Annotated in this window: 12 protein-coding genes and 2 pseudogenes; 9 read left to right on the forward strand and 5 right to left on the reverse strand. The window is 48.7% G+C overall.

Annotation, left to right across the window (positions count from 1 at the left end; genetic code table 11):
• Window positions 1–46: 46 nt before the first annotated feature.
• The 3 genes and pseudogenes from BUQ78_RS08740 to BUQ78_RS08750 form a co-directional block, all read right to left on the reverse strand.
• A pseudogene (locus BUQ78_RS08740) lies at window positions 47–485 on the reverse strand (pyridoxamine 5'-phosphate oxidase family protein).
• A 14-nt stretch (window positions 486–499) separates the two neighbouring features.
• Complete coding sequence (locus tag BUQ78_RS08745; RefSeq protein ID WP_074199940.1) at window positions 500–2,107, reverse strand: gamma-glutamyltransferase family protein; 1,608 nt, start codon at window positions 2,105–2,107, stop codon at window positions 500–502.
• A gap of 46 nt (window positions 2,108–2,153) precedes the next feature.
• Window positions 2,154–3,353: a hypothetical protein gene (locus BUQ78_RS08750; RefSeq protein WP_200779706.1), complete on the reverse strand. Its 1,200-nt coding sequence runs from the start codon at window positions 3,351–3,353 to the stop codon at window positions 2,154–2,156.
• 147 nt (window positions 3,354–3,500) lie between these two features.
• Between BUQ78_RS08750 and BUQ78_RS08755 the strand changes: the two genes are divergently transcribed.
• The 9 genes and pseudogenes from BUQ78_RS08755 to BUQ78_RS08785 all read left to right on the forward strand — a co-directional run bounded on the left by BUQ78_RS08755 (window position 3,501) and on the right by BUQ78_RS08785 (window position 12,242).
• Window positions 3,501–4,220 (forward strand): class I SAM-dependent methyltransferase, encoded by a 720-nt coding sequence (locus BUQ78_RS08755; protein ID WP_074199941.1) that lies wholly within the window; start codon window positions 3,501–3,503, stop codon window positions 4,218–4,220.
• Entirely contained in the window at window positions 4,213–4,851 is a 639-nt protein-coding gene (locus tag BUQ78_RS08760; RefSeq protein ID WP_074199942.1) for a cysteine hydrolase family protein, read from the forward strand. Before BUQ78_RS08755 ends, BUQ78_RS08760 begins: the two co-directional genes overlap by 8 nt.
• Before the next feature lie 318 nt (window positions 4,852–5,169).
• Window positions 5,170–5,649: pseudogene (locus tag BUQ78_RS09960) on the forward strand (L-lactate permease); the annotation flags it as partial.
• 43 nt (window positions 5,650–5,692) lie between these two features.
• Window positions 5,693–6,796, forward strand: a complete 1,104-nt coding sequence (locus BUQ78_RS09965; RefSeq protein WP_318259596.1) for an L-lactate permease — start codon at window positions 5,693–5,695, stop codon at window positions 6,794–6,796.
• A 19-nt stretch (window positions 6,797–6,815) separates the two neighbouring features.
• Window positions 6,816–6,986, forward strand: coding sequence for a hypothetical protein (locus tag BUQ78_RS10045; protein ID WP_159432097.1), 171 nt, complete (start codon window positions 6,816–6,818; stop codon window positions 6,984–6,986).
• Between the two features lie 102 nt (window positions 6,987–7,088).
• The gene (locus tag BUQ78_RS08770) at window positions 7,089–9,143 is read left to right on the forward strand and encodes an AAA family ATPase (RefSeq protein ID WP_074199943.1); all 2,055 of its coding nucleotides are present in this window, start codon (window positions 7,089–7,091) and stop codon (window positions 9,141–9,143) included.
• Window positions 9,133–10,092, forward strand: a complete 960-nt coding sequence (locus tag BUQ78_RS08775; protein WP_014807231.1) for an oxalate oxidoreductase subunit delta — start codon at window positions 9,133–9,135, stop codon at window positions 10,090–10,092. Before BUQ78_RS08770 ends, BUQ78_RS08775 begins: the two co-directional genes overlap by 11 nt.
• Window positions 10,093–10,104: 12 nt before the next feature.
• Window positions 10,105–11,292 carry an oxalate oxidoreductase subunit alpha gene (locus BUQ78_RS08780; protein WP_014807230.1) on the forward strand — a complete coding sequence of 396 codons (1,188 nt, stop codon included), beginning with the start codon at window positions 10,105–10,107 and terminating at the stop codon, window positions 11,290–11,292.
• A 14-nt stretch (window positions 11,293–11,306) separates the two neighbouring features.
• Window positions 11,307–12,242, forward strand: coding sequence for an oxalate oxidoreductase subunit beta (locus tag BUQ78_RS08785; RefSeq protein ID WP_041459790.1), 936 nt, complete (start codon window positions 11,307–11,309; stop codon window positions 12,240–12,242).
• Window positions 12,243–12,297: 55 nt separating this feature from the next.
• Here BUQ78_RS08785 and BUQ78_RS08790 read toward each other — a convergent pair whose 3' ends face one another.
• Together BUQ78_RS08790 and nifU are read right to left on the reverse strand one after the other, a co-directional pair.
• Window positions 12,298–12,756 (reverse strand): MOSC domain-containing protein, encoded by a 459-nt coding sequence (locus BUQ78_RS08790; RefSeq protein WP_014807228.1) that lies wholly within the window; start codon window positions 12,754–12,756, stop codon window positions 12,298–12,300.
• Window positions 12,741–13,154, reverse strand: coding sequence for a Fe-S cluster assembly scaffold protein NifU (nifU, locus tag BUQ78_RS08795; RefSeq protein ID WP_014807227.1), 414 nt, complete (start codon window positions 13,152–13,154; stop codon window positions 12,741–12,743). The genes BUQ78_RS08790 and nifU overlap by 16 nt, the downstream gene beginning before the upstream one ends.
• Window positions 13,155–13,158: the final 4 nt, after the last annotated feature.

Genomic DNA, 13,158 nt, shown 5'->3' on the forward strand with positions numbered 1-13,158 from the left:
AAGGCCAAAAGCAATTGCTTTTGGCCTTGCAACTTTTTTTGATGTTTTACCGAGGGTTGGGATTTTGCTTTCCTGTGATGTCGTCTACCTTGATTTTCCATACTAACACACGGTCCAACATGGGCTTTGGAAGCTCGAAATCCCCTTGGACGAAGGTTTCAGCGAAGGTGGTCAGCGCTTTTCTTTTTTCGGTTTCGTCTTCGACGAATGAAACGATCCCTGAGCCTATCACGCTGCGATAATGTGTCGTCCAATCGCAAGGCCTTGGTCCCTCGATAATCTTCCATTCGGGAACTACGCAAAAAGAAACTCTAGGGTTTTCTCTGACAATAGTGAAGGTAAAGAAAGCCGTCTTTCCATGCATAATGCATAGGCACGATGTACGGTTCATTATTCCTACAGAGCGACAAAAAGCAAACCTTACCTTCCTCTAAAACTTCCTCTATCCATTTTTGGTCCGTTATTTCGCGGTCCTTCCTCCTCATGGCAGTTCGCCTTCTTACCAGACAGCAATATGTCCGTCAGTTCGAGGTTCTGTGGCACAGCAGTACGAACCATGTTCCGTCTTCCATATTATCTGCCCTCTACCAAAGGAATGATGTTCCAGCTCTAACTTCACGTCATGCCCCATTCGAGATAAAGCCGCCGCGATGTTTTCGGGTGTTCCGTATTCCACCGAGACAACGTTGTCCTTTATCCACTGCCAGCGCGGGGCGTCTAATGCCTCCTGCGGGTTCAAATGAAAATCGAGCAAGTTAGACAGGACTTGCACGTGAGCCTGGGGTTGCATATAGCCTCCCATAATTCCGAAAGGACCTACGGGTGAACCGTCCCTTGTTAAGAATCCCGGAATGATCGTATGATAAGGACGTTTGCCGGGCGCCAAGGCGTTCGGGTGTCTCGGATCCATCACGAAACAATGGCCCCTGTTGTGTAGGGCAATTCCTGTCCCGGGTACCACCAGCCCCGATCCGAAGCCCATGTAGTTGCTCTGGATGTAGGATACCATGTTGCCCTCTTCGTCTGCCGTGGCCAGATAAACCGTGTTGCTTCCAGGAACGACGCCAGGGTTGTAAACTTTTGCCCTTTCGCCTATCTCAGAACTTCTTTTTCTGCTGTAGTTCTCGGAAAGCATTTCCTCTATGGGCGTCTTAAAGTATTTGGGATCTCCAATGAGTGACAAACCGTCGGCAAAAGCCAATTTTATCGCTTCTATTTGAAGATGGTACGATCTTGGATCTTCTTTGTCGGTCATCTCGAAGTTTTTGAGTATATTAAGGGCAACGAGTGCCACAAGCCCCTGTCCATTGGGGGGGAGCTCCCATACTTCCATTCCTCTATAGTTGATGTGCAACGGCTCTACCCATTCAGGCTTAAAAGCTTCAAGGTCGCTTAGCTCAAAAAATCCCCCGGTTTGCCTAGAGAAATTAACTATTTTTTCCGCAAGCGTACCCCTATAGAATGACTCCGCCTGAGTCTGTCCAATTTCCCGTAAGGTGTCGGCCATGACCTCACACTTCCATAGCTCTCCAGGGATTGGGGCACGTCCCCTTGGAGCAAATGTATCAAACCAATGCTTGAATATTTCGTCTTTGGCGACCCTCTTGTACCACTCAAAGCGCCTTCCCCAATTTTCCGCAAGCTCGGGAGATATGGGATAACCTTCGGAGGCATATCGAATGGCAGGCTTCAACACTTCGCTCAAGGGCAATTTGCCGAAACGCCTTATTAGGGATGCCCATGCCGCCGGAATGCCCGGCACGGTCACAGGCGGCCAACCAACAGGAGGAATCTCTTTGTATCCCTTGTCTTTCAGCGCCTCGATAGAGATGTTTTGAGGTGCAGGCCCGCTGGAATTGAGGCCGTAAAGTCTTCCGTCGACGCAGACCATGCAAAAGGCATCTCCTCCTATGCCGTTAGAGGCCGGCTCAACGACGGTCAAACATGCAGCAGTGGCCACAGCCGCATCGACGGCGTTGCCGCCTTTCTTTAAAATTTCAAGTCCTGCCTCTGCAGCTAAAGGTTGTCCTGTTGCTACAACTCCTTTTTTGGCGAAGACCAAATTTCTCCTCGAGGGGTAGCGATGGGAGTAGGGGTTAAAAGTCATTAATATTCACCTCTTTAGAAATTTTTATGACAGCTCGAACTCATAACTAGTGCAAGAAATTAGTACATATGCCTGCTATTACGATAGATAGCGTTGTAACCGATGCAAAACCTGCTATCACATATGCGGGCATTATTCTCTTTAAAATTATCTCTCTTTCCTCATCGTTTTCCGCTACGGCCGTGGCAATTTCATTTGAAATCAGATATGTGGCGGGAAATCCCAAAAGCTGTGCCATCGATATTCCAACGGCCAGGTTCCTTGAGCCGACAATCTTCCAAAGAGGAAGGAAATATACCAATAGGAAGGTGCCGATCAGAACGGCTGCAAAGATGGCGACCGTCTGAAAAAGCAATGTCATCAGATCGCCGACCTTTATCATGGCAAGTGAAGGTATGATCCCGGCAAAGATTGCCATATTGAGCAATCCGGCTGAATTGCCCTTTTCAAGTATCTTTGGCGGAACGATCCCGATTTGCCCTATGACGGCGCCCAAGATTAGAGCCCATATGGAGTAATTTATCTCGACACCCATTGTCTTTGATGCCCACTGGAGGTAGTAAGAAAGCCAAGCGAAAAAGGCCGTCACCCCGAGACATGTGAATGGAGTGAAGTATTTGCCCAAACCCAATCTCTCATATAACAGCGGTTTTTGGGCTTCTTTAGGATCGTCCTTTGACACTTCGCTCGATTCGGACATTCCTTTTTCACGATACTCCTTCAATATCAATTTGGCCTCTCTTAGGCCAAAGAGCGAAGCCGGGGGCGTTCCGACGAACTTTTGGACAGCGTAGATAATGGCCCCTAAAGCCGCTGCCAATCCCAAGCCCTTGTCCAGTGCAGTAGTGGTCATTATTTGTGTTGCCACTATTCCGCCGTTGATTATGGGTATGCTGACGACAGCTGCCTGTTTTCCTATGAACGGTATTATGACGATGATAGATAAAGCTGCAATGGCCATTGCTATTAAGGACATCACAACCGTCCTCCATTCGCGGGCCAATTCGCGCATGTTAATCATTGTGCCCATATGAAACACGATAAAACCAGAACTCCAACGGGCTATATCAGACAACATGGCCTGATTGATGATGTCCTTGGGGAGCACGCCCGTCAAAAAACCCACCAAAAAGATCATCAGAGCCACAAAAACAGATGAAAGCTTAGCCTTTGTTGCGACTCCCAAGACATCGCCTATGGTGAAAATGATTAAGCAAATGAACAGGAGAAACATAGATTGGACCAAAACACAATACCTCCTTTAGGTGAAAAAATAATGGTGTGTTGCATATGGTATGTCATGCTGCGTATATTAACATGTATTGTATAATAAATCTAGTTTTGAATACCAATTAATCACTTTCACTAGCTGATCTAAGGAGGGAGATACAATTTGCCCGATATCTTTGACGATCAAATGGCAAACGAGTACGACTCTTGGTATAAAACGCCAAAGGGTAGACTGGTAGACAAGATCGAAAAGGAGGTGATGTACGAGTTTTTAAAGCCACAGCCCGGTATGGAAATACTGGATATAGGATGCGGGACCGGGAACTTATCGCTTGAGCTGGCACGGCTTGGGGCAAGGGTTACAGGTGTAGATATATCCGAGCTCATGCTTGCCATAGCGCGCCAAAAGGCATTGCGAGAAAAGCTCGATGTTAAATTTTATAAGGCTGACGTCCATGATTTGCCCTTCGATGACGAGACCTTCGATGCGGTTGTGTCTTTGTCCGCCTTGGAGTTTGTGTCCGATCTAAGCGAAGCCCTTAAAGAGGCTTATCGTGTGCTGAAACATGGCGGACGTTTGGTGATAGGTATCATAGGCGGAAACAGCGTCTGGAGCAGATACTACGAGGCGAAGGCAAAGAAGGACCCCAAAAGCGTCTTCCGTTTCGCCCATTTTCCCACATTAGACGAACTTGTGTCTGCTATGCCAGGAGAGGGAGTGCGGGGCAAGGCTGTCTTATTTGTGCCACCCGATTTTGACTTTGAAAGGGTAAATGAAGCTTTGATGTTGGAGGAGGAAGCACGTAGACAGGGAAGGAAGGACGGAGGATTCGTCTGCGCCCTATCTTATAAGCCTAAAAAGGAGTTGAGTGAAAATGGGTAAAACGGCCTTTTTGATCGTCGATATGCAAAACGATTTTTGTCTGCCCGGGGCGCCCTTCGAGGTGAAAGGAGCCATGGGGGTGGCAAGGAACATACGAAGGGCTTTGGAGGCCTGTCGTCAGCACAAACTGCCTGTAGTGCATGTGTTTCGTTATTACAGGCCGGACGGAAGCGATGTTGAGATAACGAGATACGATAAATTTATGCAGGTAGGCGGCGCTTTAATTGAAGGTACAAAGGGGGGAGAGATCGTCGAAGAACTCAAGCCCCTGGCAGGCGAATATTTAGTTTGCAAGAGGCGGTGGAGCGCTTTCTTTCAGACGGAACTGGACAGCTTGCTTAAACGGCTTGGCGTGGATCAAGTGGTGGTAACGGGCGTTCAAACGCCCAACTGCATAAGAGGTACGGTTTGGGATGCCAACTCGCTTGACTACGAGGTAATCGTGCTCGTCGACGGAACGGGGGCCAATATGCAAGAGGTCCACGAGGCAAACTTAACCGATATGAAAAACATCGGTGCTAAACTGATGACCGTGGATGAATTCGTCAAAAGCCTGCCAAATCCGCCGAAAGATGGGCTTATAGAAAAGATTAGGAGAGATCTGGAGGAGCGGAAAAAGGGTAGCTTGTAATTCTTTGGCCATTTCTGGGGGCATGCCGAAGGTCAATAAAGGTCGGTATGCCCCTTTTATTTTGGATTATTTTGTATATATCATACAATATTCTTATAATAAAAAGCCCAATCATCCTCTTGACATAAGAAATTGATAATGCTACTGTTATACACGCATGGAACGCAGTATTCGGTATGCCAAAGATCGCGTTAAAAAACAACTTTATTCCTCGACTTTTATGGTCCCCTTTTGAGAAAGTTCGAATGATCGCCCCTTCATTTGACTTCACGATGATACCCTGTTAAAGCCTTTAGTATAAGATGGGAGGGGTGTCGTATGGAAGTTAACGTTTTTAGGTGGATTTGTGCTTCTCTTCCGATTCTGGCCATACTCGTCTTGATGATAGGTTTTAAGTGGAGCGCCTCAAAGGCGGGGCCTATCGGTTTTTTTGTGGCCCTGATTGGTGCTTTGGTCGTCTTTAAGGCTGACTTCCATTTGTTGGCCAACTCGAACGCCAAGGGTTTTGTCATGGCTTTTTACGTGCTTTATATCGTATGGGGTGCTTTGTTGCTATATAACGTCGTAGACGTGACCGGTGGGATCGAAAGTATAGGCGCTACCTTCATAGAGATGACGCGAAACAAAATTTTGCAGCTTCTCATGATAGGTTTTGCCTTCGTCACTTTTTTGCAGGGCGTAGCCGGCTTTGGCGTCCCGGTAGCTGTTGGGGCACCACTGCTCATAGGCATGGGGTTTGACCCTGTAAGCGCTGTGGCAATTGCTCTCATCGGACATTCCTGGGCGGTTACTTTCGGCGATATGGCTGCATCCTTTGCAAGCTTACAGCAAGCTACGGGGGTTGCCGGCAGCCGATCTTGCGCCTTGGTGTGGATTTTTCATAGCCCTTGCTGGTATCTTTTGCGGAATGTTTGCGGTACATGCTTACGGAGGCATGAAGGCCTTACGGCAAGGGCTTGTGCCGACCCTCGTAGTTTCCTTTAGCATGTCGATCGCCCTGTGGTTCATTGCGCAATGGGAGCCCACCTTGGCCACGTTTTTATCGGGAATCGTCGGGATGCTTGTAACAGCCCTTTTAGCTAGGGCAAAGGTCTTCAATACAGAGGAGGCCATAAATGCTTCATTCTCGTCTACTGTTTTATCTAACACTCCTAACCCAAACCCTGGGGCAAAGGGCAAGGTCGTTACTAAAAAGCTACCCTTTAATTTGGCCTTCGCTCCCTATTACTCTTTGATAGTCATAGTGTTGTTGGTAAAGTTCATACCGGGCGTTGAGGATTGGCTAAAGGGGTTACTTGTGCTCAAGCTCAAGTTTGGCGAGTACTCAACAGGCCTGGGATGGGTTACTCCTGCCGGGTCATCTACGAGCGTGGGCATCTTTTCTCATGCCGGCGCATTTCTTGTGTATGCTTCCATTGTGGGCATGTTGATCTATCGCGCAAAGGGAGTATGGAAGCCAGGAATGTTTAAGGCAGTCTTATCCAAGGTAGTAAAAGGAGGAGTTAGCTCCAGCATCGCCACCACGTCCATGGTTTTGATGGCCTTCATGATGGTCGAATCCGGCATGACCTACACCCTGGCAAAGGGCGTGGCCAATGCCTTCGGATCGATATATCCAATTTTTATCCCCCTCGTAGGAGTGCTTGGGGCCTTTATGACCGGCAGCAATACCAACTCTAACGTCATGTTTGGGGCTTTCCAGGTTCAAATAGCCAAGATACTCGGCATAAGCACATTGATAAGCGCTGCCGCTCAAACTGCAGGTGGCTCCATTGGAAGCATGCTGGCGCCGTCAAAGGTCATAGTCGGTACTTCGACCGTTGGCCTGACCGGACGCGAGGGAGAGGTCATAGGCAAGACATTGAAATATTGCGTCACCTTGGCGCTCATTTTGGGCGTCATAGCATGGTGCATGCTTTTCATACTGTATAAGCACGTTTATTAAGAAGAAGGGGGCGTTCAAAGTGGCAAAGAAGGGAAGTAATCAAACCGTTCTGGGTTTATCGCTCCTCGGGATGTTAATAGCGCCACCTCTTTTGTTATACCCTGGAGCTACACATCAAAATGTTGCCTTGGAGACAGTTGGGTATTTGGTGCTTATCATTTCAATGTTGGTTCCCATTATTAAAGGTTGATTTCGACAAGCTTATTTGATGACTTGACGTTAACCAAAGATTAGGTTATTCTTAAACGAAAGATTGGCATACCATATACCAAATAATATAAGAGGGATTAATGTGGATAGACAGTATTTTTATGTCGAGGAAGGTTTGCCAGAGGATAAGGGGAAGGACATAGCCAGAATGGATCCCGAGGACATGAAGTCCATTGGGGTGCAAAGCGGCGAATTTATCCTGGTCAAAGGAAAATCGCAGGTGGCTTTGAAGGTCTTTCCCAGCCCCACTGCCTTTCGCGGTTCAAAGTTGATCCAGATAGACAGCGTTGCCCGCGACAACTTAGGCGTTCACATAGGAGATGCCGTTGAGGTATCGAAAGTCAATCCAATTCCGTTGAAGACGGTAATGTTGGATAAGGGTGGTCTTGCCCCCGATGAAGTCCCTCCCAGCGAAGAGCTTAAAAAACACTTACTGGGTCGAGCTGTAGTCATCTCCAATAAAGTGCCAGTCCTACTTTATAGCGGAGGCGTCATTGCCCTGAGGATCCAGGGAATGGCGCCTTCCGTTGAAATAGGGCTCGTCACGAAGGATACGAGCATAATACTGGTGGATCAAACCCTCGATTCCAAAAAGGATAGAGTAAGTTATGAGGACATAGGCGGCCTCAAGGAAGAAGTAAAAAAAGTAAGAGAGCTTGTCGAACTTCCCTTGACCCGCCCAGATCTTTTTAGAAAATTGGGCATCGAACCGCCGAAAGGAATACTGCTTTACGGTCCCCCAGGAACTGGTAAGACCCTTATAGCGCGTGCAGTTGCCTCCGATTCAAGGGCTTACTTCATCGCCATTAACGGTCCAGAGATCATGAACAAATACTATGGGGAAAGTGAGGCAAGGTTAAGGGAGATCTTCGAGGAGGCAAAGAAAAACTCCCCCGCCATCATATTCATAGATGAACTTGATGCCGTAGCTCCCAAGAGATCTGAAGTCGTTGGCGACGTCGAAAAGAGGGTTGTCGCGCAGCTTCTTTCGCTCATGGACGGACTTAAATCTCGCGGCGACGTCATCGTGATCGGAGCATCGAACATGCCGGAATTGCTCGATCCGGCTTTAAGGAGGCCCGGGAGGTTTGACAGAGAAATTTTCATAGGTGTTCCGGGAACTCAGGGAAGGGAAGAGATACTCAAGATTCATACCAGGGGGATGAACCTGGCGCCTGACGTCAACCTCCGAAAGATAGCGGAAGTCACGCACGGTTACACAGGAGCAGACTTGGCCCAGCTTTGCAAGGAAGCCGGAATTCGCGCCTTGGAGCGATACATGGATCGCCGCGAGACGGGCGACGTAACCGTAACAAAGGAAGACTTCGAAAGGGCGCTTAAAGCGATAGAGCCTTCGGCCTTGAGAGAGATGATCGTTGAGATCCCGTCTGTGGGATTTGAAAGCGTAGGCGGGCTTGCTGATGTAAAAAAGAGTTTATTGGAACTGGTCAAAATACCCCTTCAACATTCGGAAGTCTACGACGAATTCGGCTTAAAGAAATCCAGCTTCATCATGTTTTTGGGCCCTTCCGGCACGGGCAAATCCTTGATGGCAAATGCTATTGCAAAGGAAGCCGGCTTAAACCTAATTCACGTCACTCCTCCAATGCTTTTATCCCACAAGCGGGGAATAGAGCAGTCTGTAAGCGACCTGTTCAAGCTGGCAAAAAGGGTATCTCCCTGCATACTGCTCTTCGACAGAATAGACGGAATGGTCGCAGCTTTGGGAAAGCGGTTTACAAACCAGTTAATAGTAGAACTCGATGCTAATAAAGAAGTCAATAACATCATAATAGCCATCGCCAACTCCCTTGAAAACATAGATCCCTCTTTGATATCCGCCGACAGGTTAACGGCGATGCTTGCCTTTAACATGCCAACCCTGGAGGAGAGAAAGGAAATACTTCAAATAATCTTCAAGAAAATACCTAACTGTAATGTGTCCTTGGATTATTTGGCAGAGATCACCGAAGGCCTTTCCGGAGCGGACCTCAAAGCGTCTGTGGAAAGAGCTTGCCGCAAGGTGATTTATAAGATGATATTCAAAGGGGGAGGTGGTGTCCTGACCAACGAAGAGATGATGGAGGCGTTGCAGGAAATCAATAAAGGACAGGAGGTGTTTTTTAATGAGTCTTGATGCAAAGAAGTTGTTTGAAGAGCCTAGTCTGATTCAGATCACGACTTGGGCGCGCGGTGTCCTGCAAAACAAGGATGCCAGGGATGTTGTCTTTGCGTTAGCTAACGCCGGATCCAAAGAGGGCAAGTATGTTCAGGCATGGGAAAATTACGTCGATCTTCCGGACAGGGTGGGCGTTCCTGTGCGTGCTTATGCTCGAGTGAGCGAAGAGCCCATTTTAAGCAAGTACATATATGAGAACGAAAATCCGGATGTGGTAGTCCTTACGGAAGAGGCGTTGGTAAAGGGAAATGACGTATTGGCAGGGATGAAGCCGGGTGGTGTCTTGATAGTAAACACCAAGAGGGATCCACAGTATATACTTAAGTTCTTGAAGGACACTACCTATCTTGGAACCATAGGGTGCGTCGATGCTACGGGAGTTGCCGGTTACGTCCAGACGCTTTCGGGAGCAGAAGGAGCTACGGACGCATCGGGTATAGGCGTAGGCGCAGGAGCGGTTTTGGCAGGAGCAGTTGTAAAGGCTAAACCGTTCGTTAAGCCCGAAAGCGTATTCTCCTCGGTGAAGAACGAGCAAGCCTGCAGATATGGCTACAACGAGGTCCACCTGATGACCGTAAATACTACTTTTCCTGCCTTTGTCCCTGCACCTAAAAAACAACTAGGGGTGGATGACCTTCCCTTTGCCGGCACAGTGCCGTCCGTGAACAAGGAAAACGAAAAGAGGGTAACGGGCAACTGGAGATCCGAAAGGCCCGTTTGGTCAAAGGAACGTTGCACCAGCTGTTTGCTGTGTTGGGCCAGCTGTCCCGATGCTGTCATAACCTACAAGACTCCCGAGGCCATGGAATTTAACAACCTGAAATACTGTAAGGGTTGTGGCCTTTGTGCGGCTGTGTGTCCGACGAAGGCTATAACCATGGTACCAGAGTTGGATTTTGAGGATTAGGAGGTGAGATCCATGGGAAAGAAGAGACTTATAACTGGAGTGGTGGCCACCGCCGAAGCCGTCAGGCTTGCTGACGTAGATGTGATTTCATCCTATCCTATCAGGCCTTACACGGGCATAATGTCCGAGCTTGCAAGGATGATTGCAGACGGTGAGCTTGATGCCGAGTTCGTCCATGCCGAAGGCGAGCACGCCCAGCTCAGCGTTGTCTACGGCGCCTCTGCAGCCGGTGCAAGGACATTTACCGGAAGTTCGGGCGTAGGCGTTACTTACGCCATGGAGGTTTACTCCCCGATATCGGGAGAGAGGTTCCCTGTCCAGATGGCGATTGCCGACAGGACACTTGATCCTCCGGGAGACTTCGGATCTGAGCATACTGAGGCCGAGTCGTGCCGCGACCAGTGCTGGATCCAAGGATGGGCAGCAACGCCACAGGAAGCTCTTGATCTTACGCTACTATACTACAGAATAGGAGAGGATCCTCGCGTGTTGCTTCCCCAATATGCATGTCAGGACGGCTACTTTGTCTCCCACATAGCTGGCGAAGTTGAGATCCCCGACGAAGGTCAAGTCAAGGAGTTTCTGCCGCCGTACAAGAACAAACATTCCCTTAACATCTACGATCCGATGATAATAGGTGCCCAAATAGAACCTGAGATGGGACCGCCACTTCAGTATCAAAGATATCTTGCCGTCCAGGAAGCCAAAAAGGTCATTGCCGAAGCCTACAAGGAATTTGGCGAGATCTTTGGGCGCAAATACAGCCCCTTCGTGGAAGAATACATGACCGATGATGCCGAAGTTGTCATATTCATGCAGGGCGCACATACCATTACGGCTAAGAACGTGGCCCAGAAACTTAGGAATCACGGCGAAAAAGTCGGAGTAGTACAGCTTCGCACCTTCAGGCCCTTCAACACCGAGGTGGTCAGAGATGTGCTGTCTAAGTTTAAGGTGGTCGGAGTCGTAGACAACTCCGTTAACTTCGGAATAGCCGGCGACGGTGGGGTATTGCTCAGTGAAGCAAGGACAGCCCTGTACGGCTTGGGCGACAAGACCAAGACCGTCGGCTTCGTTGGCGGGCTCGGCGGAGAAGTCATAACGATGGAAGAATTCTATAAGATGTATGCCAAGCTAAAAGAGATCGCCAAGACCGGTAAGGTTGAGAAGAACTCTTACTGGCTGCCGTACGAGCTTTAAAGGAGGTGAAGATGATGTTAGAGACCATAAAGACCCTTCGTGATATGCCTCAAGAAGAATATTACGTTCCTGGTCACAGGACATGTGCCGGATGTGGCCCTGCTTTGGTGTATAGATTGGTGGCAAAGGCTGCAGGCCCGAACACCATTTTCGTCGGTCCCACAGGTTGCATGTACGTCGCTAACACGAGCTACGGCTGTGGTCCGTGGGCTGTGCCTTGGATCCATGCTCAGATCACAAACGGCGGTGGCGTGGCCTCCGGCATAGAGGCTGCCTACAAGGCAATGATGAGAAAGGGAAAATATACAGGCGAGCGCCCACATGTCATAGTGATGGCCGGTGACGGTGGTTCTACGGATATTGGGCTACAGGCTTTATCAGGGATGATCTATCGGGGACACGACGTGCTTTTCATATGCTACGACAATGAATCTTACGCCAACACGGGCATTCAGACTTCGCCGACCACTCCTTGGGGAGCGGTTACCACCTTTACGCCTTCCGGCCCTGCTGTTCCTGAAGGTAAAAGGTTGTGGCCGAAGGATAACGCCCAGATGATAGCTCACGGACATCCTGAACTGAAATATTTGGCAACGGCGTCTCCGGCGTTTCCCGTAGATCTTTTCAATAAGGTAAGAAAAGGCCTAAACGCAGAGGGACCGGCATATCTCCATATTCAAGCTCCTTGCCCAAAGGGATGGCAGTTCCCTTCAAGCAAGACGATAGAGATGGCAAAACTTGCCCTAGATACAGGCATGTTTCAGCTGTATGAACTTGAAAACGGCAAGTATAAAATATCCTACATGCCTAAACAGCGCAAACCGGTGGATGAGTATCTCAAGTTGCAGGGAAGGTTTAAACATCTGAAACCTGAGCACATCGAAAAGATTCAAAACTTCGTCGATCAGAAGGTCAAGGCAATAGAGATAGAGATAGCTGCCCTTTCGTAAAGTGTAGGATTAGCAAAAACAGGCCCTCTTTTACGTGAGGGCCTGTTTTTATAGTCTATTTATTTATCTTATCCTTCGTAGGAAGCTTCTTAACCCTATCGCCTTTCTTTATCTTGCCGCCCTTGATGACTGCGCAAAATATGCCCTTCTTTGGCATGATGCAATCGCCTGTTATCCTGTAGATCTCACACTTGCTGTGACATTCCTTGCCGATTTGTGTCACCTCAAGCAAAGCTTCGCCTACCTGCAACCTATCTCCGACGGATAAACATTCCGTATTGAAGCCCTTTACCGTGATGTTTTCGGCAAAACTTCCCGCTTTAAGATCGGGGAGTTTTTCTTGCATTTTTTCTATATCCTCAAGGGCAAGCAGGCTTACCTGTCTGTGCATGAAGCCTGCATGGGCATCACCTACCAAGCCAAGGCCTTCGACGAGTAAGGCCTCGCCCACGTCTTCCTTGACGGTGCCTTTTTCCTTAGACATGCATACCGCCCACACTACGCCTTCGCACATTGTTTCTCTCCGCTTTCTTTCTTATTGTCGTTGCCCCTTTTTGCCAAGTAGTCTTCGATGGCAGCTTTGATTCCTTCCTCTGCAAGCAGAGAGCAGTGAAGCTTCTGCGGCGGAAGCCCGCCTAAAGCCTCGGCAACGTCCTTATTGGTGACTTTAAGTGCTTCGTCCAGCGTCTTGCCCTTGACCATCTCGGTTACCATTGAGCTTGTTGCAATGGCAGCGGCGCAGCCGAAGGTCTCAAATTTGACGTCCACAATGCGATCATCTTTTATCTTTAAATATATCTTCATCACGTCGCCGCATACGGGATTGCCGACCTCTCCAATTCCGTCCGCATCCTCTATTCGTCCCACATTTTTGGGATTCATGAACAGCTCCATGACCTTTTCGGTGTACATAATA

It is taken from the genome of Acetomicrobium flavidum (genome assembly GCF_900129645.1).
Classification (GTDB): Bacteria; Synergistota; Synergistia; order Synergistales; family Acetomicrobiaceae; genus Acetomicrobium; species Acetomicrobium flavidum.